General features: G+C 73.5%; 23 protein-coding genes. 5 read left to right on the forward strand and 18 right to left on the reverse strand.

The genetic code is table 11. The features are described 5' to 3' along the window. Positions 1–35: 35 nt before the first annotated feature. Together ABTZ54_RS14075 and ABTZ54_RS14080 are read right to left on the reverse strand one after the other, a co-directional pair. Positions 36–455: a VOC family protein gene (locus ABTZ54_RS14075; protein ID WP_351661785.1), complete on the reverse strand. Its 420-nt coding sequence runs from the start codon at positions 453–455 to the stop codon at positions 36–38. Between the two features lie 10 nt (positions 456–465). After that, positions 466–972 (reverse strand): helix-turn-helix transcriptional regulator, encoded by a 507-nt coding sequence (locus tag ABTZ54_RS14080; RefSeq protein WP_351661788.1) that lies wholly within the window; start codon positions 970–972, stop codon positions 466–468. Positions 973–1234: 262 nt separating this feature from the next. On the opposite strand from ABTZ54_RS14080, the gene ABTZ54_RS14085 reads away from it, so the two are divergent. Continuing rightward, positions 1235–2836, forward strand: a complete 1602-nt coding sequence (locus ABTZ54_RS14085; protein ID WP_351661791.1) for an ABC-F family ATP-binding cassette domain-containing protein — start codon at positions 1235–1237, stop codon at positions 2834–2836. 9 nt (positions 2837–2845) lie between these two features. Here ABTZ54_RS14085 and ABTZ54_RS14090 read toward each other — a convergent pair whose 3' ends face one another. From ABTZ54_RS14090 to ABTZ54_RS14105, 4 genes are all read right to left on the reverse strand, one after another. Then, entirely contained in the window at positions 2846–4006 is a 1161-nt protein-coding gene (locus ABTZ54_RS14090) for a methyltransferase (protein WP_351661794.1), read from the reverse strand. 53 nt (positions 4007–4059) lie between these two features. Then, positions 4060–4635 carry a histidine phosphatase family protein gene (locus ABTZ54_RS14095; RefSeq protein ID WP_351661797.1) on the reverse strand — a complete coding sequence of 192 codons (576 nt, stop codon included), beginning with the start codon at positions 4633–4635 and terminating at the stop codon, positions 4060–4062. Between the two features lie 68 nt (positions 4636–4703). Next, positions 4704–5156 carry a GNAT family N-acetyltransferase gene (locus ABTZ54_RS14100; protein WP_351661800.1) on the reverse strand — a complete coding sequence of 151 codons (453 nt, stop codon included), beginning with the start codon at positions 5154–5156 and terminating at the stop codon, positions 4704–4706. Positions 5157–5249: 93 nt separating this feature from the next. Continuing rightward, positions 5250–6686, reverse strand: a complete 1437-nt coding sequence (locus ABTZ54_RS14105) for an aminotransferase-like domain-containing protein (RefSeq protein WP_351661803.1) — start codon at positions 6684–6686, stop codon at positions 5250–5252. On the opposite strand from ABTZ54_RS14105, the gene ABTZ54_RS14110 reads away from it, so the two are divergent. Together ABTZ54_RS14110 and ABTZ54_RS14115 are read left to right on the forward strand one after the other, a co-directional pair. Beyond that, positions 6685–7614 carry a DMT family transporter gene (locus tag ABTZ54_RS14110; protein WP_351661805.1) on the forward strand — a complete coding sequence of 310 codons (930 nt, stop codon included), beginning with the start codon at positions 6685–6687 and terminating at the stop codon, positions 7612–7614. The two genes, ABTZ54_RS14105 and ABTZ54_RS14110, sit on opposite strands and share 2 nt — an antisense overlap. A 96-nt stretch (positions 7615–7710) precedes the next feature. Next, complete coding sequence (locus ABTZ54_RS14115; protein WP_351661808.1) at positions 7711–7914, forward strand: DUF1918 domain-containing protein; 204 nt, start codon at positions 7711–7713, stop codon at positions 7912–7914. 24 nt (positions 7915–7938) lie between these two features. Here ABTZ54_RS14115 and ABTZ54_RS14120 read toward each other — a convergent pair whose 3' ends face one another. Then, positions 7939–9234, reverse strand: a complete 1296-nt coding sequence (locus ABTZ54_RS14120; protein ID WP_502997245.1) for a glycoside hydrolase family 10-like protein — start codon at positions 9232–9234, stop codon at positions 7939–7941. 169 nt (positions 9235–9403) lie between these two features. On the opposite strand from ABTZ54_RS14120, the gene ABTZ54_RS14125 reads away from it, so the two are divergent. Continuing rightward, a complete protein-coding gene (locus ABTZ54_RS14125; RefSeq protein ID WP_351661813.1) occupies positions 9404–10264 on the forward strand; it encodes a 3-hydroxybutyryl-CoA dehydrogenase in 861 nt (286 codons plus the stop codon). Positions 10265–10341: 77 nt separating this feature from the next. Here the strand turns inward: ABTZ54_RS14125 and ABTZ54_RS14130 are convergent, their stop codons facing one another. The 10 genes from ABTZ54_RS14130 to infC form a co-directional block, all read right to left on the reverse strand. After that, complete coding sequence (locus ABTZ54_RS14130; RefSeq protein ID WP_351661816.1) at positions 10342–10872, reverse strand: NUDIX hydrolase; 531 nt, start codon at positions 10870–10872, stop codon at positions 10342–10344. Positions 10873–10980: 108 nt separating this feature from the next. Continuing rightward, positions 10981–12333 (reverse strand): NsdA family TPR-like regulatory protein, encoded by a 1353-nt coding sequence (locus ABTZ54_RS14135; protein WP_351661818.1) that lies wholly within the window; start codon positions 12331–12333, stop codon positions 10981–10983. 259 nt (positions 12334–12592) lie between these two features. Continuing rightward, positions 12593–13609 carry a PP2C family protein-serine/threonine phosphatase gene (locus tag ABTZ54_RS14140; RefSeq protein WP_351661821.1) on the reverse strand — a complete coding sequence of 339 codons (1017 nt, stop codon included), beginning with the start codon at positions 13607–13609 and terminating at the stop codon, positions 12593–12595. A 278-nt stretch (positions 13610–13887) separates the two neighbouring features. After that, a complete protein-coding gene (gene pheT, locus ABTZ54_RS14145; protein WP_351661824.1) occupies positions 13888–16419 on the reverse strand; it encodes a phenylalanine--tRNA ligase subunit beta in 2532 nt (843 codons plus the stop codon). Further along, complete coding sequence (pheS, locus tag ABTZ54_RS14150; RefSeq protein WP_351661827.1) at positions 16419–17546, reverse strand: phenylalanine--tRNA ligase subunit alpha; 1128 nt, start codon at positions 17544–17546, stop codon at positions 16419–16421. Before pheS ends, pheT begins: the two co-directional genes overlap by 1 nt. A gap of 168 nt (positions 17547–17714) precedes the next feature. Then, positions 17715–18950, reverse strand: coding sequence for a sensor histidine kinase (locus tag ABTZ54_RS14155; RefSeq protein ID WP_351662359.1), 1236 nt, complete (start codon positions 18948–18950; stop codon positions 17715–17717). Between the two features lie 81 nt (positions 18951–19031). Next, entirely contained in the window at positions 19032–19871 is an 840-nt protein-coding gene (locus ABTZ54_RS14160) for a TrmH family RNA methyltransferase (protein WP_351661830.1), read from the reverse strand. Positions 19872–19987: 116 nt separating this feature from the next. After that, positions 19988–20374 (reverse strand): 50S ribosomal protein L20, encoded by a 387-nt coding sequence (gene rplT / locus ABTZ54_RS14165; RefSeq protein ID WP_043227974.1) that lies wholly within the window; start codon positions 20372–20374, stop codon positions 19988–19990. A gap of 106 nt (positions 20375–20480) precedes the next feature. Then, entirely contained in the window at positions 20481–20675 is a 195-nt protein-coding gene (gene rpmI, locus ABTZ54_RS14170) for a 50S ribosomal protein L35 (RefSeq protein ID WP_351661835.1), read from the reverse strand. A gap of 129 nt (positions 20676–20804) precedes the next feature. Next, positions 20805–21536, reverse strand: a complete 732-nt coding sequence (gene infC / locus ABTZ54_RS14175; RefSeq protein WP_351662362.1) for a translation initiation factor IF-3 — start codon at positions 21534–21536, stop codon at positions 20805–20807. 310 nt (positions 21537–21846) lie between these two features. Between infC and ABTZ54_RS14180 the strand changes: the two genes are divergently transcribed. After that, positions 21847–22215, forward strand: coding sequence for a DUF1844 domain-containing protein (locus ABTZ54_RS14180; RefSeq protein WP_123955278.1), 369 nt, complete (start codon positions 21847–21849; stop codon positions 22213–22215). On the opposite strand, the gene ABTZ54_RS14185 is transcribed toward ABTZ54_RS14180, so the two are convergent. Beyond that, on the reverse strand, positions 22212–22955 hold the full coding sequence (locus tag ABTZ54_RS14185; protein WP_351661838.1) for an SseB family protein: 744 nt from the start codon (positions 22953–22955) through the stop codon (positions 22212–22214). The two genes, ABTZ54_RS14180 and ABTZ54_RS14185, sit on opposite strands and share 4 nt — an antisense overlap.

Genomic DNA, 22955 nt, shown 5'->3' on the forward strand with positions numbered 1-22955 from the left:
GTGCGGGCGGGCTGCGCGGCGGGCGGTGCCAACTGCTACCGCTTGCGCGGCTGGTTGAAGCGGAGCATGTTGCCGGCCGGGTCGCGGAAGGCGCAGTCCCGCACACCGTACGGCTGGTCGACCGGCTCCTGGAGGACTTCGCCGCCGGCCGCCCGGATCCGCTCGAAGGTGGCGTCCACGTCGTCGGTGGAGAAGATCACGCCGCGCAGCATGCCCTTGGCGAGCAGCTCGGCCATGGCCTGGCGGTCGGCGGCGGGGGCCGTGGGGTCGGCGAGCGGCGGTTCGAGGACGATCTCCACGTCCGGCTGGTCCGGCGAGCCGACGGTCACCCACCGCATGCCCTCGAAACCCACGTCGTTGCGGACTTCCAGGCCGAGGACGTCACGGTAGAAGACGAGCGCCTTGTCGTGGTCGTCGACGGCGATGAAGCACTGGGAGAGGTTGATGCTGTTCATGCCTCCGAACCTACGAGGCCGGGGCGGATTCCGCTTCTCCGATACTGATCGGTTGCCCGGCGGGGGCGTCGGGGGTCGCCCCCGGGGCGTCGGCGACGGGCGTCGCGGGGGCCGGCTCCGGGCGCCCGTTCTTGAGCGGCCGGGTCGCCGCCTTGGCGACGCACGCCGGGATCGGGGCGCCCGTCTCGTGGCTGCGGGCCCGGTAGGCGCTGGGGCTCTCGCCCACGAGCTCGGTGAAGCGGGAGCTGAACGACCCCAGCGACGTACAGCCCACCGCGAAGCAGACCTCGGTGACGCTCAGGTCGCCCCTGCGCAGCAGCGCCTTGGCCCGCTCGACGCGGCGGGTCATCAGGTAGTTGTACGGGGTCTCCCCGTAGGCGGCGCGGAAGCTGCGGGAGAAGTGCCCGGCGGACATGAGCGCGACCCGCGCGAGGGCCGGGACGTCCAGCGGCTCGGCGTAGTCGCGGTCCATGGCGTCCTTGGCGCGACGCAGGCGGACGAGGTCCTCCAGGTTCATGCCCACAGCATCCCACGCGGGCCCCGTGGGACGGCCTGTCTCACGTCCTCGCGGGCCTGGGGGCCCGCGCCCCGGAGCCCCTGGATCCCGTGCACGCGCGTCCGCCCCACGGTCCCTCCCCCTCCCCCTCCCCCGAAAACCGGATGCGCGCCCCCGCGCCCTCCCCTACCCTCGGCCTCATGTCTACGCCCCGAATTTCCTAGCTCAAGGACCCGCTTCCACGCCACCCGTGTGTCCTTCAGCTTGTTCGGAGCGTTTTCTCATGATCACCCTTCGTGGTGTCGACGTGCGCGTCGGCGCCCGTCTCCTCCTGTCCGATGTCTCCTTCCACATCGCGCCCGGCGACCGGATCGGTCTGGTCGGCCGGAACGGCGCGGGGAAGACGACTCTTCTCGACACCCTCGCCGGGCTGCGTGCCCCGGCCGCCGGCAGCGTCCTTCGGAGCGGTACGCCGGGGTATCTGGCGCAGGACTCGCGCGCCGCCGATCCGGCCGTGTCCGTCACCGACCGGATCCTGTCCGCGCGGGGCATGGACATCGCCGTCCGGCGGCTGCAGGGCGCCGCCGACCGGCTCGGCGCGTGCGCCGACGAGCGGGCGATGGACGCGTACGCCCGTGCCGAGGCCGCGTTCGAGGCCTGCGGCGGATACGCGGCCGAGGCCGAGGCGGCGCGGGTCGCCGCCGGGGTCGGGCTGCCGGCCGAGCTGATGGGGCGGCCGGTCGGCACGCTGTCCGGCGGGCAGAAGCGCCGGGTGGAGCTGGCCCGGATCCTCTTCGCCGGGCACGGCCGTGACGGCACCCTGCTGCTCGACGAGCCGACCAATCACCTGGACGCCGACTCGGTCGGCTGGCTGCGCGGGTTCCTCGCCTCGTACCAGGGCGGTCTCGTCCTGATCAGCCACGATCTGGATCTGATCGCCGCCACCGTCAACCGGGTCTTCCATCTCGATCCGCTGCGGGCGACGGTCGACGTCCACAACACCGGCTGGGCCGCCTACCTCGCCCAGCGGGACGCCGACGAGCGGCGCCGGACGCGCGAGCGGGCCAACGCCGAGCGGAAGGCGGCCGCGCTGCACGCCCAGGCGGACCGGATGAAGGCCCGGTCGGCGACGGCGGTCACCGCCCGCAGCATGGCGCGGCGCGCCGACCGGATGCTCGACGGCCTTGAGGAGGTCCGGCGCGCGGAGCGGGTGGCGCGGATCCGGCTGCCCGAGCCCGAGCCCTGCGGCCGCATGCCGCTGGGGGCGGTCTCGCTGACCAAGGGGTACGGGGGCGGGCGCCCGGTCCTCGACGGGGTGGACCTCGCGGTGGACCGGGGTTCCCGGCTCGTCGTGCTCGGGCTGAACGGCGCGGGCAAGACGACACTGCTGCGCCTGCTCGCGGGCGTCGAGGCCCCGGACTCGGGGCGGGTGGTGCGCGGGCACGGGCTGCGGCTCGGCTACTTCGCGCAGGAGCACGAGACGCTCGATCCCGCCCGTACCGTCCGCGCGAACCTGGCGGCGGCCGCCCCGCACCTCACGGACGGCGAGGTCCGGCGGGTGCTCGGCGCGTTCCTGTTCCGGGGCGACGACGCCGACAAGCCCGCCGGGGTCCTCTCGGGCGGCGAGAAGACCCGGCTCGCGCTGGCCGGTCTCGTCCACTCGGGCGCGAACGTCCTGCTGCTCGACGAGCCGACCAACAACCTCGACCCGGCCTCGCGCGACGAGGTGCTGGCCGCCGTCGGCACGTACCCGGGCGCGATCGTGATGGTCACGCACGACGAGGGCGCGATCGACGCGCTGCGTCCGGAGCGGGTGCTGCTGCTGCCGGACGGGCGCGAGGACCTGTGGAACGAGGACCACCGGGAGCTGGTGTCCCTGGCGTAGGCCCCGGCGCTACCGCTTCACGGCCCTCAGGACCACGAACTTCGGGTCTCCGGCGACCAGTTCGCTGTTGCCGAAGATGCGGCGCAGGCTGACATGGTGGCCGAGGTGCCGGTTGCCGACCACCCACAGTTCGCCGCCGGGCCGCAGGGCCCGGCGGGCCTCGGCGAACATCCGGCGGGCGGTGCGGTCGGTCGTGGCGTGGTGGCTGTGGAACGGCGGGTTGTTGAGGACCAGGTCCACCGAGCCGGGGGCGAGGTCCGCCAGGCCGTCGCCGACGGCGAACTCGGCGGTGCGGGTGTCCCCGACGAGGGTGCGGAAGTTCTCCTCGGCGGAGGCGACGGCCTGGTACGACTCGTCGGTGAAGAGCAGCTCGGCCTCGGGTTCGGCCAGCGCGACGGCCAGTCCGACGACGCCGTTGCCGCAGCCGAGGTCGACCACGCGGGAGCGCCCGACGCCGGTCGGCAGGTGCTGGAGGAGGAAGCGGGTGCCGATGTCCAGGCGGTCGGCGCAGAACACTCCGGCCTGGTTGACGACCGTGCGTCCGGCGAGCCCGGCCGGGGCGTCGGCGGGCAGCGCGTAGCGGAGAGGCCAGGGGTTGGCGGGCCGTCCCCCTTCCACGGCGGCGGGGGTGGTGTGGATGAGCCGCGCCTTCTTCACCGCGAGGGAGGTGCGGGTCGGGCCCAGGATCCGCTCGAAGAGCTTCAGCGTGGAGGTGTGGATCTCCTTCACCATGCCGGTGCCGACCACGACGGTCCCCTCGTGCACGGCGGGGGCCAGCCGGTGGAGCTGGTCCTCCAGGAGCGCGAGGCTCTTGGGCACGCGCACGAGCAGCACGTCGACCCGCTCCGGCGGCGGGTCCTGGGTGGTGAGCAGCCGGACCGCGCCGGGCGCGGCGCCCGAGCGGTCGAGGTTGTCGCCGGTGGCCCGGCGGCCGAGGTACGAGTCGGAGATCTGCGTGAGCTCCCCGGCCCCGGCGGCGGCGAGCGCGGTGACGAGGGCGCCCCAGCGGTCCCCGACGACGGCGACGGAGCCGGACAGGTCGGTGCCGCTCTCGGCGAGGTGCGCGAGCAGGTACTCGTCGGCGGCGTCCCAGGCGCGGAGGGGGTCGCGCGGGTCGGCGGGGAAACGGGTGAGGGGGAAGTCGCCCCAGGACGTGGTCAAACGGTTCATCGTGCCCCCAGGCTAGCCGCCGGGACGGACACATGCCGCGCCCGCTCCCCGCCTCACCCCACCGCCGCCGCCAGCTGGAGGTGCCAGAGTCCGGGGCGGCCCGTGAGGGTCACGGTCGACAGGGGGCGGACGTCGACGTTCCAGTAGGTGGCGGGCGGCGCCTTCAGGGCGTAGACCAGGGCCGCCCGTACGACGGCGGGCTCGGCGACGGCGACGATGGCGCCGTCGTCGGCGGGCCGGGTGTCGAGCCAGCCGCCGACCCGGGTGATGAAGGAGAGAAGCGTTTCGCCGCCGTGCGGCGCGGTGCGCGGGTCGCGGAGCCAGGTGTCGACGGCGCCGGGTTCGAGCGCGGCTACCTCGGCCAGGGTGAGGCCCCGCCAGCGCCCCATGTCGCAGTCGCGCAGGGCCGGCTGGACCAGCGGCGCGTAGCCGAGGGCCGTGCCGGTGGCGCGGCTGCGGGGCGTCGGGGAGCAGTAGCGCAGCTCGGCCGCGCCGAGCGGAATCAGCCGTGGCGCGGCGAGCTGCACCTCGTACCAGCCGGCCTCGTCGAGCGGCCGGTCGTCGTCGAAGCGTTCGGCCAGCAGGGAGGAGCTGCGTGCCGCCGCGACGAGCGTGACCCGAAGACCCATGGCGGCGATCGTGAGGCCGGGAGCCCCGCTGGTCAAGGGGTTGATCCGGGGCCCGGGAGGGGCGGTGCTCACTGCTGTCCGAGTGCCATCCACTTGTCCGGATTCCGCAGTGGCGTGAAACCGACCTTCTCGTACACGCCGTGCGCGTCGGCCGTGGCGAGCATGATCCGGCGCAGCCCGTACGCCTCCAGGTCGTCACGGACGGCGGTGACGAGGGCGGTGCCGAGTCCGGTGCCCCGGGCCGGGCGGTCGACGTAGACGTCGCAGAGCCAGGCGAAGGTGGCGTAGTCGGTGACGACACGGGCGTAGGCGCCCATCTCGCCCGTCCCCCGGTGGTAGGCGCCGTAGTTGAGCGAGCCGGCGATGGCCCGGTCCTGCTTCTCCCGAGGTCGGCCGAGGGCCCAGTACGCGTCGGTGGAGAGCCAGTGGTGGACGCGGGCCGCGTCGATCCGGGCGGGGTCGGCTGAGATCTCGTACGCCCCGTGCATGACGGCGCCGGTCGCGCTCGTGGTGTCGGTCATGGGCGAAGGCTGGCAGCCCGGCAGTCCCTTGTCAGGTGAATTTGCCGGGGGCCAGGGCCGGGGCGGGCGGGCGCGCCCCGGCCCGCTCCCGGGTCAGCCGAGGAGCCCGTCGACGGCGGTCCGCAGCCGCCGCAGCCCCTCGACGATCTCCGCGGGGCCCGCGACACCCGCGAAACTCAGCCGGATGTGGCCGGCGGGCGGCTCGGCGCAGAAGTACGGCCGGCCGGGCGCCAGCGCGACGCCGTTGCGCAGGGCGGCGGAGACGAGCGCCGCCTCGGGAAGGGTGTCGGGGAGGCGGAGCCAGAGCTGGTAGCCGCCCGAGGGGACGTGGGGCAGGACGAGTTCGGGCAGGTGGTGGGCGACGGCGCCGGCCATGGTGTCGCGGCGGCTCTTCAGCTCGGCGGCGAGGGCGCGCAGATGGCGGCTCCAGGCCGGGGAGCCGACGAGTTCGAGGGCGGCCTCCTGGAGGGGGCGGGGGACGAAGAAGCTGTCGACGACCTGGATGGCGCGCAGCCGTTCCAGGACGGGTCCGCGGGCGGCGAGCGCGCCCACCCGCAGGCTCGGGGAGGTCGGCTTGGTCAGCGAGCAGACGTGCACGACGACGCCGTCGGGGTCGTCGGCGGCGAGCGTGGCGGGCAGCGGCCCGGCGTCCTCGTGGACGAGCCGTCGGGCGAAGTCGTCCTCGACGACGAAGGCACCGGCCGCGCGGGCGATCCGGACGACGGCGGCGCTCCGTGCGGCGTCGAGGGCGGCGCCGGTGGGGTTCTGGAAGAGCGGCTGGCAGACGAAGACGCGGGCGCCGGTGGCGCGGAAGGCGGCTTCGAGGAGCTCGGGCCGTACGCCGTCGGCGTCGGTGGGGACGGGGACGGGGCGCAGTCCGGCGGCGCGGGCGATGGCGAGCATGCCCGGGTAGGTGGGCGATTCGACGAGGACGGGGGTGCCGGGCGGGGCGAGGGCGCGCAGGGCGGTGGTGAGGGCGGGCTGGCCGCCCGCGGTGATGAGGACCTCGGCGGCGGTGACGCCGCCGCCGATCTCGCGGGCGAACCACTCGCGCAGCTCGGGCAGGCCGTCGGTGGGCGGCCGGCCCCAGGCGCCGGGGCGGCGGCCGGCCCGGGCGAGGGCGGCGGAGAGGGCGCGCTCGGGCTGGAGCGAGGGGTGGAGGTAGCCGCCGTTGAACTCGATGACGCCGGGCTGGGGCGCGGAGAGGGTGACGAGGACGCCGGAGGCGTCGACGGCCCGGGGGACGAGCTCGGCGGCGGCGTCGGCGCTGAGGGCGAGCTGCTGCCAGGAGGTGTCCCCGGCGGCGGGGGCGGCGGCGCGCGGCTCGGCCCGGTAGGCCCCGGCGCCGGGCCGGGTGACGACCAGGCCTTCGGCGGCGAGCTGGGCGAGGGCCCGGGTGACGGTGACCGGGGAGACGCGGTAGCGCTCGACGAGGGTCCGGCTCGACGGCAGCTTCTCTCCGATCGAGTAGCGGTCGAGCTCCGCTTTCAGGGATTTCGCCAGTTCGACCACACTGCTACTCTCATTCATGAGAGCACAGAATAGCGCTACCCTTCCGGACGCGATAGCGGTCGCCGAGACCGGCACCGACAGCGCGCCCGCCGCCCGTCGCGGCACCCTCCTCGCCGCGCTCGGCGTGATCGCCTTCTCTCTCACCTTCCCCTCCACCGTCTGGGGCCTGGAGAGCTTCGGCCCCTGGTCGCTGGTGGCCGTGCGCTCGGTGCTTGCCGCGGTGATCGCCGGGGCCTTCCTCCTCGTGGGCCGGGTCCCGCTGCCCGAGCGGCGCCACTGGGCCGGGCTCGCGGTCGTCGCGGGCGGCGTGGTCATCGGCTTCCCGCTCCTGACGACGCTGGCGCTGAAGACCTCCACCACCTCGCACGCGGCCGTGGTCGTCGGACTGCTGCCGCTCACCACCGCGACCTTCGCCGCGGTCCGCACCGGGCGGCGCCCGTCCCGTACGTTCTGGATCGCGGCGGTCGCCGGAGCCGTCGTGGTGCTGGGCTTCACGCTCAAGGAGAGCGGCGGGGCGCTCTCCCAGGGCGACCTCTACCTCTTCGGCGCCCTGCTCGTCTGCGCCGCCGGGTACACCGAGGGCGGCCGGCTCGCCCGGCTGATGCCGGGCTGGCAGGTGATCGGCTGGGCGCTGGTGCTCTGTCTGCCGCTGACGGTGGCGGGCTCGGCCGTGGCGCTGGCGTACGAGCCGGTGCACCTGACCGCACACGGGGTCGCGGGGCTGCTCTGGGTGGCCGCCGGGTCCACCTTCTTCGGCCTGTACGTCTGGTACCGGGGCATGGCCGCGATCGGCATCCCGCGCGCGAGCCAGCTCCAGCTCGCCCAGCCGCTGCTCACCCTGTTCTGGTCGGTGACCGTGCTCGGCGAGCGGCTGTCGCCGGCCGCCCCGGTCGCTGCGGGCGCGGTGCTGGTCTGCATCGCGGTGACCCAGCGGGCGAGGAGCTGACCCCGGCCGCCCCGCGCGACGGTGCGAGTGACCGGGGTCACAATGACAGACGTAGACTCCGAGTAGGACAAGGCCGGCCGCGAGGAGGTCACCCCGATGCGTGCGAACGTGGGCGACAAACTGCTGGTGCACGGCCGGACCGTCGGTCAGCACGACCGTACGGCCGAGGTCGTCCAGGTACTGGGGGAGAACGGCACTCCCCCGTACCGCGTCAAGTACGAGGACGACGGTCACGAGTCCCTGATGTCACCGGGCCCCGACACCGTCGTACGCCATCACCTGGAGGTGGGGGCCGACTGACCGCGCAGCCCCTGACCACCCCCGTCACACCCGTCGCGCCCCGCGCGAGGTGTCGTCGGCGAGCACCGCGGTGAGCGCCCCGAGCGGGTCCGTGGCCACCTCCTTCGCCGCGAAGTAGCAGTGCCCGCCGACGCCCGGCCGGCTCCGGGCGAGCCGCGCGTGGCGGACGAGCTCCTGCGGGTCCTGCCAGGCGGCGGGCTGCGCGGGGTCGCCGACCTTGTAGAGCGCCTCGCCGAGGAAGAGGCGTACGCCGGTGTCCTTGACCACGGCCTCCCACCAGGGCACCAGCTTGGCGTAGTCGGCGGCGCTGTTGCCGATGTGCCAGTAGAGCTGCGGGACCACGTAGTCGATCCAGTGCTGCTTGACCCACTTGCGGCTGTCGGCGTGCTGGTCGTCGTAGCTCGCGAGGGCCCGGGTGTCGGAGCCGAGCGGGTCGGCGGAGGCGTTGCGCCAGACGCCGAAGGGGCTGATGCCGAAGGCGACGTGCGGCTTGAGCGCCTTGATCCGGGCGGAGGTCTCGGAGACCAGCAGATCGATGTTGTTCCGCCGCCAGGCCGCCCGGTCGGCGAACCCGGCCCCGTACTTCTGGAAGGCCACGTCGTCGGCGAAGCTCTCCCCCGCCACCGGATACGGGTAGAAGTAGTCGTCCCAGTGCAGGGCGTCGATGTCGTAGCGGCGCACGGCGTCGAGCATGGCGTCCTGGACATGCCGGCGGACCTCGGGCAGGCCCGGGTCGTAGTAGAGCTTCCCGCCGTACGCCACCGCCCACTCGGGGTGGAGCCGCACCGGGTGGCCCGGGGCCAGCTTCGTCCGGTCGGTGTTCGTGGCGACGCGGTACGGGTTGCACCAGGCGTGCAGCTCCAGACCGCGGGCGTGCGCCTCCGCCACCGCCGTGCCGAGCGGGTCCCAGCCCGGGTCGCCGCCCTGCACGCCGGTGAGGCACTGGGCCCACGGCTCGTACGGGGAGGGCCACAGGGCGTCGGCGGACGGCCGGACCTGGAGCAGGACGGCGGTCATCCGGCGCTTCACGGCCAGGTCGAGCAGGGCGATCAGCTCGGCCCGCTGCGCGGCGGCGGTCAGACCGCTCCGGGACGGGAAGTCGCGGTTGAAGACCGTCGCGACCCACATGCCCCGGAAGGCGCCGACCGCGCGCCGGCCGCCCCGCCTGGCTCCCTCGCCGCTGTACCGCCAGCCCCCGGGACCCGGCCCCCGCGACACGGAACCGGCCGCGTCGGCCGCTCCCGCCGACGCCCCGGAGCCCGCCGCCCACGCGCCCAGAGCCACCCCCGCCACGAACCCTCTTCTATCGATCGGCGGCATTTGTCACCCCTCGCTATCGGATACGTCACAGCCTCTCGAAGAGCATGCCCCGCCCAGAACGATCGATCATCCGCTCCGTCGGGAGTAACGTCGTGGAGTCGAGGCGGACGCCCGGAATCACACGGGCCCGCCGCCAGGAAAGAGCGAAAGGCACGAGGTGACGGACTCCATGGCCGACATTGAGCGCGTCGGAGTGGTGGGCTGCGGCCAGATGGGCGCGGGCATCGCTGAGGTGTGTGCCCGCAGCGGTCTTGAGGTGCGGGTCGCCGAGACCACCGGCGAGGCGCTGGAGATCGGCCGCACGCGGCTCTACAACTCGCTGAACAAGGCCGCCGAACGCGGCAAGATCAGCGAGGAGGAGCGCGACGCCACGCTGGCGCGGCTCAGCTTCACCACCGACCTGGGCGAGTTCGCCGACCGCGACCTCGTGATCGAGGCGGTCGTCGAGAACGAGCAGGTCAAGACCGAGATCTTCAAGGTGCTCGACCAGGTGGTGACCCGGCCGGACGCCATCCTGGCCTCCAACACCTCCTCCATCCCGCTGGTGAAGCTGGCCGTCGCGACCTCGCGCCCGGACCAGGTCGTCGGCATCCACTTCTTCAACCCGGCGCCGGTGCAGAAGCTGGTCGAGCTGATCCCCGCCCTCACCACCTCCGAGGGCACGATCAGCCGGGCGCAGCTGTTCGCCGAGAAGACCCTGGGCAAGCACGCGATCCGCGCCCAGGACCGCTCGGGCTTCGTCGTGAACGCCCTGCTCGTGCCGTATCTGCTCTCCGCGATCCGGATGTTCGAGTCGGGCATCGCGAGCCGCGAGGACATCGACAACGGCATGGAGTTCGGCTGCGCCCACCCGATGGGCCCGCTGAAGCTGGCGGACCTGATCGGTCTGGACACGATCGTCTCGATCGCCGACTCGATGTACACCGAGTACAAGGAGCCGCTGTACGCGGCCCCGCCGCTGCTCCAGCGGATGGTGGACGCGGGCCGCCTCGGCCGCAAGACGGGCTCGGGCTTCTACCCGTACTCCTGATCCCGCGCGGCTCCCCGCGCACCCCGGACGGCCCGTACACCGCACAGGTACGGGCCGTCCCCCGTTCCCGTACGGGCTCAGCCGAGCCTCAGGTGCCGCAGCATCAGCAGCCCCGCGGCCATGTTGGCGGCGGGGACCTCGCCGCGGGCGATCAGGTCGGGGACGAGTTTGAGCGGGACCCATTCGACCCGGGAGGACTCGAAGGCGTCCCGCGGCGGCCCGGTCCAGGTGGCCTGGTCCGACCAGTAGAGGTGGTGGCGGGCGTCGGTGAGGCCGTTGGACGGCTCCACGGTGAGGAGCGGGCGCAGCGGGCCCGGGCGCCAGCCGGTCTCCTCCTCCATCTCGCGGGCGGCGGCGGTCTCGACGTCCTCGCCGTCCTCGACGACACCGGCGGCCAGCTCCCAGCCCCAGCTGTCGGTGATGAAGCGGTGGCGCCAGAGCAGCAGGACCTCGTCGGCGTCGTTGACGGCGGTCGCGACGGCGACGGGGCGGAGCCGGATGAGGTAGTGGTCGAGGCGGCGGCCGTCGGGGAGTTCGACGTCCGCGAGATTCACCCGGAACCAGCGGTTCTCATAGACGGGCTGTTCACTTAATTTCGTCCACTGCACGTTTCTGCCACCTTCCGACCGGTCGGTGATTGCTTGGTGGCAATATCGCAGCAGGGAGCGGCCCGCAAGGCAAAGCTCACCGGGGTACGGACCGGATCATGGCACCGCTCACAGGGGCACGCGCAGCGCACCGTCGATCAGCTCGGCCGCCTCCCTGGCATCTCCCGCCCCACTGGCCAGCAGATGCTCCCGCACCTCACGGAGCCGGTCCCGCAGCCGCTGCGACTCCATCCCGCGGGCCCGCTCGGTCATCTCCACCGCCGTGCGCGCCGCCCGCTCGGTCTCCCCCTGCCGCAGCTCGATCTGGCACAGCATGGCCAGCCGGTGCACCCGCCCCCGGTCGTGCGCCGGGGTCTCGACGGCCGCCGCCGCGTGCTCGTGGGCCGCCGTCAGATCACCCAGACTGAGGAGGGCCTCCGCGACCTGCACGTTGACGAGGCCCGGCTGGACGTACCCGGTCTCGGCCGGCTCGGCCCCCGGGCTGATCCGCGCCGCCTCCGTCTCCGCCCGCCGGATGCAGGCGAGCGCCGCCGACCCGTCGCCGAGATGCGCGTACGCCTTCGCCTGCATCGCCGTCAGATCGGCGGCGAGCGCGGGCGTGATCTGCCGCCCGGCCGCGCGCAGCGCCGCCTCCGCGAAGGCGACCGCCTGCCGGAACTCCGCCATGAACAGCGACTGGTTGACCAGCAGCGCGATCACATAGGCGCCGAGCCCCCGGTCCCCGCTCGCCTTCGCGAGGCGCAGCGCCTGGTGGAAGTAGCGCTGGGCGAGCCCCTGGGCGTCGGAGTCGTACGCGCAGATCCCGGCCACCGCCACCAGCCCGCCGGTGGCGCGGTGCAGCCGCCGCCCCAGGGAGTCGCCGTAGCCGCCGCGCAGCAGCGGCGCGGTCTCGGCGCTGAGGAAGCCGACGACGCGGGCGCGGGTCGCCATGCCGCCGGCCTTGCGGTACATCTGCTCGTAGTGCGCCCGGGCCGCGCTCAGCAGCTGCACGTCGGCGGCGGAGACCCGGGTGCGGCCGGCGCGGGAGACGTCCACGTCCTCCGGCGGGTTCTCCCACTCCCAGACCGGCATCACGGCCGGAGTGCCGGTCACCGCCTGGGCGACCAGGACGTGCGGGCGCTGCTGCTCGTCGCAGCGCCACAGGGCGGTGGCCCGCTCGACGAAGCCGGAGAGCGGGGAGCCGGCCGTGGGCAGCCCCGCGCCGGGCACGCCGAGGCCGATGTCGTCGAGGGTGACGGCCCGGTGCAGCCGGCCCGCGAGCACCTCGCAGATCAGGTCGGGGACCTGGCCGCGCGGCCGCTGCCCCTTCAGCCAGCGGGCCACGGCCGTGTGCTCGTAGCGCAGGGCGAGACCGCGGGCCCGGCCGGCCTGGTTCACCCGGGTCGCGAGGCCGGTGTGGGACATCCCCGCCTCGTCGAGCAGGGCGTCCAGGAGGGTGTTGGGCTGGGGGTGGGGCTGCATGGGACCGCTCCGGTGGATCGGGGGCGTTTTCGCGCGGGTTCACACGGGGTGTGAACGAAGTACTCGTTCTTCCGGTCCGCACGCACTGTCACCGGTACCTCCGGACCGCTTGACTGAACTCCCTCGCCGCAGGGCGAGGTCCGGGCCGCCGCCGGCTCCCCCTCGAACAGTGCGGCCGCCCGGTCCGCGCCGTCCGCGCCGCTGATCTGCCCGACACTCCGTGGCAGCGCGGACGGCGCCGGCCTCCAGGCCCGACCCACTAGTGGGGGGAGGGCGCAGGCCGGGTACGGCGCAGCCCGGGTTCGGCGGGCTGCGCCGGTACCCGCACCCGGTCGTTGCGTACGACGAGCAGGGCGACGTCGTCGGTGAGCCGGCCGCGCGTGTGGCGCAGCAGCGCGGTGTGCACCCGGCGGACCAGCTCGGCCGGCGTCTCGCCCGCCCCCGCCGCGAGGGCCGCGTCCAGGGCGAAGAACCGGCCCCGGCGGTCCCGGGCCTCCTCCGCGCCGTCCGTGAACAGGACCAGCGTCTCGCCGGGCAGCAGCCGGGTCGCGGGGTACGGCACGAGGTCGGCGGGCAGCGGGAAGGCGCCGAGCGGGGGCAGCGGTTCGCCGACGGGCACGGCCTCGACCCGGTGGCCGAGGCGGTACGGGCCGGGGTGGCCGCAGTCCAGGACGTGGACGAGCCCGTCGGCGCGGATCTCCAGGAGCAGCAGCGTCACGAACTCCTCGGCCGCCGGGTGTTCGGGCGCCCGGCCGGCCCTGGCCGGATGCTCGTCCCGGGCCCGCTCGCACAGGTGGCGCCCGAGCGCCCGGTCCAGGCGGCGCAGCACGCCCGCGAGTTCGGGCTCGTCGTGGGCGGCCTCGCGGAAGCTGCCCAGGACGGCGACCACCGCCCCGAGCGCGGCGAGCCCGTGGCCCCGCACGTCGCCGATGACGATCCGCACCCCGTACGGGGTGGCCGTCGCCTCGTACAGGTCGCCGCCGACGACGGCGCCACGGGACGCGGAGAGCTGCCCGGCGGCCACCGCGAGCCCGTCGAGGCGGGGCGGCGGCGGGCGCAGCAGCACCTGCTGGGTCGCGTCGGCCACGGCCCGCACCCGCGCGAGCTCCCGCTTGAGGCCGCGCCGGGCGCCGAGCACAAGACCGGTCCCGACGGCGAAGAACACGGCGCCGCTCGCGACCCGCATCGGCATTCCGGGATCCCGCGCCAGCGGACACCCCACCTTCCAGGCGACGGCGACGAGCCCCCACACGACCGGAGCCGCCAGCGGAGCCATCCGCCGGATCCGGGAGCCTTCGGCAACCAGTGAGCTGTCACGGAACATCCACGGCCCTTCCCGAGGCCCGCCAGCGCCCGAAGACCCTGCGGCACACAGGCCCGCCCCTGTGGCCGCGTCGATTCTCGCGGGCGAAGAGGACACGCGGGAACATCCGCCGGGGATCTCACCCGAAGGAGTGAGCGGCCCCGTACGGGAGTGCGGCGGACACGGGGAAGGGGCCCTGCCCCGGGTGATCACCCGGGGCAGGGCCCCTTCCTTTCAGCACGCCGGGCGCGTCACGCGCCGCGCAGCACCGCTCCCGTGTGCTCCGCCGCCAGGGCGACCGCCGCGTCGCGGGCGGCCGTGGCCTCCTCGACCGTCAGGGTGCGGTCGGGGGCGCGGAACTTCAGGGCGTACGCGAGGGACTTCTTGCCCGCGTCGATCTGGTCGCCGGTGTAGACGTCGAACAGACGGATGGACTCCAGGAGTTCACCCGCGCCGCCGGCCAGGTAGTACTCCACCATCGCCGAGGGGACGTCCTGGTCGACGACCAGGGCGACGTCCTGGGTGGCGACCGGGAACGAGGAGATGCGCGGGGCCTTCAGGGGCCCCTCGTTCGCCTGCTCCAGGAGGTCGAGATCCAGCTCCATCGCGCAGGTGCGGGCCGGCAGGCCCAGCGCCTTCACGACGCGCGGGTGGAGCTCGCCACCGTGACCGACCAGCGTCTTCACGCCGTCGATCACGACGTGGAAGGCGGCACAGCGGCCCGGGTGCCAGGGGGCGTGCTGGTCGGCGTCGATCAGCAGACCCACACCGGCCTCGGCGGCCACCACGCGGGCGGCCTGGATCGCGTCCGCCCAGTCGGACGGACGGCCCTTGCCCCACCAGCCGGCCTGCTCGCGCGCGCCGGCGAGGACGACGGCGGCGCGGCGCGGCTGCGCGGGCAGCGCGGCGTTGACGCGGGCGATCTCCTCGTCGGTCGGGCGGCGGTCGACGCCCAGGCGGACGGCGACGCCCGGCTGGCCCTCGGTCGGCCGGAAGACCAGACCGGTCTCGAAGAGGGCCAGGTCGTGGCTGCCGCGCCCGTCGTTGCGGCGCAGCGCGCCGAGCAGGCCCGGCAGCAGCGTCGTACGGAGCGCGGGCTCCTCGTCGGAGAGCGGGTTGACCAGCTTGACGACCCGGCGGCGGGCGTCGTCCGCGTCGAGACCGAGCTGGTCGAAGACCTGCTCGCCGATGAACGGGTAGTTCAGCGCCTCGACGTAACCGGCGCCGGCCAGCGCGCGGCCCACCCGGCGGTGGGTGCGCTGGCGCTCGGTGAGGCCGCGGCCGGCGGGCGGCTTGGGCAGCGTGGAGGGCAGGTTCTCGTAGCCCTCCAGGCGGATGACCTCTTCGGCCAGGTCGTTCGGCACGTAGAGGTCGGGGCGCCAGGACGGGACGGTGACGACGAGCTCGTCCTGCCCGTAGACGTCGCAGCCGATCTCCTGGAGGCGGCGGACGACGGTCTCGCGGCCGTAGGCCACGCCCGCGACCCGGTCCGGGTGGTCGGCCGGCATGGCGATGGTGCGGGGCGCCGACGGGGCGACGACCTCGGTGACACCGGCCTCGGCCGTGCCGCCCGCGAGCAGCACCAGCAGGTCGACCGTGCGCTGCGCGGCGGCGGCGGCGGCCTGCGGGTCGACACCGCGCTCGAAGCGCTTGGACGCCTCGGAGGACAGCTTGTGGCGGCGGGCCGTGCGGGCGATCGAGATCGCGTCGAAGTGCGCGGCCTCGACGACGACCTCGGTGGTGCCGGTGACGATGCCGGTCTCCGGGTCCGTCACCGGGTCGGCGATCTCCGTGTCGGCGCCGCCCATGACGCCCGCGAGGCCGATGGGCCCGCGGTTGTCGGTGATGACCAGGTCCCCGGAGTCGAGGACGCGCGCGGTGCCGTCGAGCGTGGTGATCTTCTCGCCGGCGGCGGCGCGGCGGACCCCGATGGGCCCGTCGACGCGGGTGCGGTCGTAGGCGTGCAGCGGCTGGCCGAGCTCCAGCATCACGTAGTTGGTGATGTCGACGGCCAGCGAGATCGGGCGCATGCCCGCCTTCTGGAGGCGGCGCTGGAGCCAGATCGGGCTGCGGGCCTCGGGGTCGAGGCCGACGACCGTACGGGCGGTGAAGCGGTCGCAGCCGATGGGGTCGGCGATCTGGACCGGGTAGCCGTACGAGTTCGGCGCGGGCACGTCGAGCAGCGCCGGGTCGCGCAGCGGCAGGCCGTACGCGATGGCGAGCTCGCGGGCGACACCGCGCATCGAGAGGCAGTAGCCGCGGTCCGGGGTGACGGCGATGTCGAGGACCTCGTCGAACAGCTCCAGGAGGACCGTGGCGTCGAGGCCGACCTCGTGCTCCGGCGGCAGCACGATGATGCCGTGCGTGCCGTCGTCGCCCATGCCGAGCTCGCCGCCCGAGCAGATCATGCCGCGGGAGACCCGGCCGTAGGTCTTGCGCTCGGCGATCCGGAAGTCGCCGGGCAGCACGGCGCCGGGCAGGGCCACGACGACCTTGTCGCCCTCGGCGAAGTTCCGGGCGCCGCAGATGATCTCCTGCGGCTCGCCGGTGCCGTTGGCCTGGCCGACGTCGACGGTGCAGAAGCGGATGGGCTTCTTGAACTCCGTCAGCTCCTCGATGGTGAGGACCTTGCCGACCACCAGCGGGCCGGTCAGGCCGGCGCCGAGCCGCTCGACGGTCTCGACCTCAAGGCCTGCCGAAATGAGCTTGGCCTGCACGTCACGGCCGGTCTCCGTGACCGGCAGGTCGACGTACTCCCGCAGCCAAGAAAGCGGGACCCGCATCAGATCTCCATCCCGAACGGCCGGGTGAAACGGACGTCACCCTCGACCATGTCTCGCATGTCTTCGACGTTGTGGCGGAACATCAGCATCCGCTCGATGCCGAACCCGAAGGCGAATCCGCTGTACTTCTCGGGGTCCACACCGCAGGCGACGAGCACCTTCGGGTTGACCATGCCGCAGCCGCCGAGCTCGATCCAGCCCTCGCTGCCGCAGGTGCGGCAGGGGCGGTCCGGGTTGCCGACGGACTCGCCGCGGCAGACGTAGCAGAGCATGTCCATCTCGGCGGACGGCTCGGTGAAGGGGAAGAAGTTCGGGCGGAGCCGGGTCTTCATGTCGGACCCGAAGAGCGCCTGGACCATGTGGTCGAGGGTGCCCTTGAGGTCGGCCATGGTCAGGCCCTCGTCGACGGCCAGCAGCTCGATCTGGTGGAAGACCGGGGTGTGCGTGGCGTCGAGCTCGTCGGTGCGGTAGACGCGGCCGGGGCACACCACGTAGACCGGGGGCTCCCGGTCGATGAGGGTGCGGGCCTGGACCGGCGAGGTGTGCGTACGGAGCACGACACCCGACTCGTCGCCCGTGGTGCCCTCGGGGCCCTGGACGAAGAAGGTGTCCTGCATCTGCCGCGCCGGGTGGTCCGGCACGAAGTTCAGGGCGTCGAAGTTGAACCACTCGGCCTCGACCTCGGGGCCCTCGGCGACCTCGTAGCCCATCGACACGAAGACGTCGGCGACGCGCTCCATGAGGGTGGTCAGCGGGTGCCGGGCACCGGCCGGGATCCGGTCATACGGCAGGGTGACGTCGACGGCCTCCTCGACGAGGACGCGCGCGTCGCGGTCGGCCTCCAGCTCGGTCTGGCGGGTGGCCAGCGCCTTGGAGACGACGCCGCGGGCCTGGCCCACCAGCTTGCCGGCGGCGGCCTTGGCCTGCGGGGGCAGGGCGCCGATCTCGCGGTTGGCCAGCGCCAGCGGCGAGGTGCCGCCGGTGTGCGCGGTCTTCGCGTGGGCGAGCGCGTCGAGGTCGCCTGCGGCGGCGAAGGCGGCGAGCGCCTCGTCCCGCATGCGCTCGATCTCTTCCGGTTTCAAGGCCTCGACCTCGACCGGGTCGTACGACTTATTCGGTGCCGACATCTCTTCCCGTGCTTCCGTTGGCTGGCTGGGCGGCCCCGCTCGACGTCAAGGGCGCAAACGTGCCAAAGGACGAGTCTAACGGGGCGCGGGGACGCGAATGAGCCCGTGGGCGGCCCGGACGGCTCCTGATTCCGTACGGTCTCGCCTGATGAGACCGTACGGGCGACCTCAGAGGAGGTGGGCCGGGGTGCCGACGGGCAGGATAAATCGGAACTCGGCCCCGCCTCGGGGGCACCGTCCGACGGTGATCGTGCCGCCGTGGGCCTCGACGACGCCCTTGACGATGTAGAGCCCGAGGCCGGTGCCGCCGCGCTTGCTGCCCCGCCAGAAGCGGGTGAAGACGCGGCCCATCGACTCCTCGGGGATGCCGGGGCCTTCGTCGCTCACGGTGACCTCCGTCCCCTTCTCCCCGTCGGTGGTGGCCGTGGTGGGTGCCACCTCGATGGTGACGGTTCCCTCGCCGTGGCGCACCGCGTTTTCCAGGAGGTTGCCGAGGATCTGGTCGATCTTGTCGGGATCGGCCCACAGCTCGGGCAGGTCGGGGCGGACCCGGACGAAGAAGCGGTCCGGGGACTGGCCGCCGGTGGTGTGGGCCTGGATGTGGCGGCCGACGGCGGCGGCGATGTCGACGGGCTGGCGGCGCACCTCAAGACGGCCGGAGTCGATCCGGGAGATGTCGAGGAGCTCGGCGATCAGCCGCTTGATGCGGCCCGCGTCGGCGTCGACGGTCTCCAGCATCAGCCGCTTCTGGTCGTCGGTGAACCGCTCCCACTTGTCGAGCAGGGTGGCGGTGAAGCCCTTGACGGAGGTGAGCGGCGAGCGGAGCTCGTGGGCGACGGTCGCGATCAGCTCGGCGTGGCTGCGCTCGCTGCGCCGCCGGGCCTCGGTGCCGCGCAGGGAGACGACCACCCGGCGGACGGGCCCGGTGGGGTGGACGCGGACGTAGCGGGCGGAGACCAGGACCTCACGGCCGCCGGGCAGCAGCAGATGCCGCTCGGGCTGGCCGCGGCGGGTGGCGAGCCCGCCGTACGGGTCGGTGAGCGCCCACCAGCGGCGCCCCTTGAGGTCCTCCAGGGGCAGCGCCTGGTCGAGGGGGCGGCCGAGGGCCTCGCGGCCGGGCAGCGCGGTGATGCGGCTGGCGGCGGCGTTGAAGCAGACGATCCGGCCGGTCTCGTCGGCGACGACCAGCCCGTCGGGCAGGTCGTCGGGGCCGATGCCGAGGCCGGTGTCGAAGCCGGGAGTCGTGTCGAGGCCGGGGCCCTGGTCGCCCGCGGGCCCCTCGGCGGGGTCGGTGTCCCGGCGGTACGGGGCGGGCGGCGCGCCCGGGTCGGGCGGGGGCGGCGGTTGCGCGGCGCGCGGCGCGCTGCTCCGTGCCTGTGCGGGACTGCCCGTGCCGACCGTCATCCCCGTCATCCCACCTCTCCGTGTCACTCAGTGGGCCCCGAGTGCGTCACCCTACTAGGCGCGGCGGCTCCGGTGGACCCCTCAGGCGGTGGTTCGGGGGCGCTGGGCGCGCGCGGAGGCGTACAGGCACACCGCGGCGGCGGTCGCGAGGTTGAGGCTCTCGGCCTTGCCGTGGATCGGGACGCGGACGACGGCGTCGGCGAGCGCCCGGGTCTCCTCGGGCAGCCCCCAGGCCTCGTTGCCGAAGACCCAGGCGGTGGGGCCGCCCATGGTGCCCGCGTCCAGCTCGGCGTCGAGGTCGTCCTCGCCCGCCCCGTCGGCGGCGAGGATCCGCACGCCGACGCCCTTGAGCCCGGCCACGGCCTGCTCGACCGGGACGCCGACGGCGACCGGGAGGTGGAAGAGGGAGCCGACGGAGGCGCGCACGGACTTGGGGTTGTACAGGTCCACGGAGGCGTCGGTGAGGATCACCGCGTCGGCGCCGGCGGCGTCGGCGCAACGCAGCACGGTGCCGGCGTTCCCGGGGTCGCGGACGTGCGCGAGCACGGCGACCAGCTTCGGGCGGGCGGCCAGGATGTCCTCGAAGGGCGAGTCGAGGAAGCGGCAGACGCCGACGAGCCCCTGCGGGGTGACGGTCTGGGAGACCTCGGCGAGCACGGCGTCGGAGGCGTGGTGGACGCGGGCTCCGGCGGCGCGGGCGGCCTCGATGATGGGCGCGTACCGCTCGGCGGCCTCGACGGTGGTGAAGAGCTCCACGAGGGTGGGCTGTCCGGTGGCGCCGCGGTGCTCGACGGCCTCGCGGACGGCCTGCGGGCCCTCGGCGATGAAGAGGCGGTCCTTGCCCCGGAAGGTGCGCTTGGCGAGCCGTCGGGCGGCGACGACGCGCGGGGAACGCGGGGAGATCAGCTCGGGGTCGGACATGTGCCTGCGGCTCTCTGACTCGTCGGGTTCGGCGGCGGAGGGGAAGGGGGTGTCAACGCACCGGACCCGCAGGCGCGAGGCCTGCGGGTCCGGCGGAAGTACTGCGGCCTGGAAGATCAGGCGGCGGCCTTCGGGGCGTTGACGTCGGCCGGGAGGGCCTTCTGCGCGACCTCGACCAGCGCGGCGAACGCGTTGGAGTCGTTGACGGCCAGCTCGGCGAGGATCTTGCGGTCCACCTCGATGTTGGCGGCCTTCAGACCCTGGATGAGGCGGTTGTACGTCATGCCGTTCTGGCGGGCAGCGGCGTTGATGCGCTGGATCCACAGCTGACGGAAGTCGCCCTTGCGCTTCTTGCGGTCGTTGTAGTTGTAGACCAGCGAGTGGGTGACCTGCTCCTTGGCCTTGCGGTACAGGCGCGAACGCTGACCGCGGTAGCCGGAGGCCGCCTCGAGGATCGCCCGGCGCTTCTTGTGGGCGTTGACTGCCCGCTTGACGCGTGCCACTTCTTAACTCCTTGTAGCGGGGCCGTGGTGGTGCTCACACGACCCGGAAAACGGATGGGTCCCGGTCTCGACCGGAAGCCCTCGTCGCCGAGGGCGGGAGATCAGATCAGATGCCCAGCATCTTCTTGATCTTGGCGGAGTCACCCGGGGCCATCTCGGCGTTGCCGGTGAGGCGACGCGTCAGCTTGGACGACTTGTGCTCGAGCAGGTGGCGCTTGCCGGCGCGCTCGCGCATGATCTTGCCGGTGCCGGTGACCTTGAAGCGCTTCTTGGCACCGGAGTGCGTCTTGTTCTTCGGCATAGCGCCGTTATCTCCTCGTCAGTGGCGCTCCCCCGGTGCGGGCACCGGACAACCGGGAGCGTCAATTCTTCGTTTGAGTGGTTCCGGGCGGAACCCCTGGGGCTGCCGGGGAACGGCAGCCCCCCGGGATCACGCCTCGGCGTTCTCGGCCGACGTGTCGGCCGAAGCCTGCTCGGCCGGAGCCTCCTCGGCGACGGGCGCCTCGGCCTCGACCACGTCGGACTCGACCGCGTCGGACGCGACACCCTGGCGCTCGGCCTTGCGCGCGGCCTGGGCCTCGCGAGCCTCGGCCATGGCCTCGGTCTTCTTCTTGTGCGGGCCCAGAACCATGATCATGTTCCGGCCGTCCTGCTTCGGGTTGGACTCGATGAAGCCCAGGTCCTGCACGTCCTCGGCAAGGCGCTGGAGCAGGCGGTAGCCCAGCTCCGGACGGGACTGCTCACGACCACGGAACATGATCGTGATCTTGACCTTGTCGCCCTGCTTGAGGAACCGGACGACGTGACCCTTCTTGGTGTCATAGTCGTGCGGGTCGATCTTCGGCCGGAGCTTCATCTCCTTGATGACCGTGTGCGCCTGGTTCTTGCGCGCCTCACGGGCCTTCATGGCCGACTCGTACTTGAACTTCCCGTAGTCCATGAGCTTGCACACGGGCGGACGGGCGTTGGCGGCGACCTCGACCAGGTCGAGGTCGTACTCCTGCGCGAGCTCCAGGGCCTTGGCAAGCGGCACAATGCCGACCTGCTCGCCACTGGGGCCGACAAGACGCACCTCAGGAACGCGAATCCGCTCGTTGATGCGGGGCTCGGCGCTGATGGATCCTCCTCGGTAGCACCACGCGACCGCCTGGCGGACGGACACGTTCACGGTAGAACTGTTGAGACCAACCGAGCCGGTACATGAAAAAAGCCCCGGACGGGACACAGGCGGGGCTCCATGGAAAACCGGAACACCGCCGCGGTCAACCGCGGGGCGCACATCGGGCGGCTCCATCGTCCGTACGGAACGATGGGGACCACCTGACCGGTGACCCGCCACCCGCGAGGGTGGTCAGGTGGGAGAACGGAGCCTCCACTTGTGGGCCGGGCACATAGGTGTCCGGCCGGTCGTTACACAAGGTTAGCAGGACCCGCCGGTCGGCGCGAACCGTACGTCCGCTTATCGTGTGGGCATGAGCGAAACGCCCGACACCGAGTCTCCCGAGACCCCCGACTTCGAAGCCATGACCCGCGACATCGCCGAGGTCCCCGCGGTGGAGGTCATCGTGACCGTCGCCGTCAACCTGATGAGCGCCGCCGCGGTGAAGCTGGGGCTCACCGAGGAGGGCGACGAGCACAAGGACCTCGACGAGGCCCGCAAGCTGATCCACGCCCTCGCGGGCCTGCTGGACGCCGGCGTGACGGAGATCTCGTCCTTCCACGCGGCCCCGCTGCGGGACGGCCTGAAGTCCCTCCAGCTGGCCTTCCGCGAGGCGTCGTTCGTCCCGGACGAGCCGGGCCAGGGTCCTGGCGAGAAGTACACGGGGCCGGTGTACGGCTAGATCTGGTTGTTCCGTACGTAGAAGGGCTCGCCGGGAGGTGTGGCCGAGGCCGGCAGGAGTGCCAGGTCGAGGCCCCGCACCAGGCGGGCCCTCAGCGTTTCGTCGGCGGCGAGCAGGCGGGCGACGCGCTGGGCGGCCTCCGCGGGGGCCGCGTCCTCGGTGAGGACCAGGGCCAGGGTGCCGTCGGCCGTGCCGGGGCCCAGGTGGGCGCGGAGGACGGCGGGCTCGGCGGCGACGGCGGCGCGGACCGCGTCCCGTACCGCCGGGTCGTCCAGCGGGTCGGCGCTGTCGCGGCCCTCGGCGAGGGCCAGCAGGGCGGAGCCGGTCACCTGGTAGGGCACGGGCCCCGCCATGTCGAGGACGAGGGTGTCGGCCTTCTCGTGGGCGAGGGCCGCGAGCGCCTGGTGGAGGGGGACGGCGACCGGCCGGGCGGCCGGGTCCCACAGGGCCAGGGCGGCGATCGAGGTGAAGGCGGGCAGGGCCCGCCGGTCCCCCGCGGTCAGCGTGGGGACCGCCATGTCGCTGGTCTTCTCCTGCTTGAGCCCGGTCACGGGGTCGATCTCCACCTCGCCGAGGATGGCGACGACGGGGACGAGCAGCCGGGCGTCGCGCAGGGCGGTCAAGACCGGGCCGTGTGCGGTCCGGTCCTCCGCCCAGGCGGCCAGGGCCGCGCCGAGCCGGGGGTCGGCGGTGCCGTCGTCGTCGGAGAAACCGGGGTCCGGGATGTTCTTGAGCGCCAC

The sequence above is a fragment of the Streptomyces sp. NPDC094032 genome, assembly GCF_040303965.1.
Classification (GTDB): domain Bacteria; phylum Actinomycetota; class Actinomycetes; order Streptomycetales; family Streptomycetaceae; genus Streptomyces.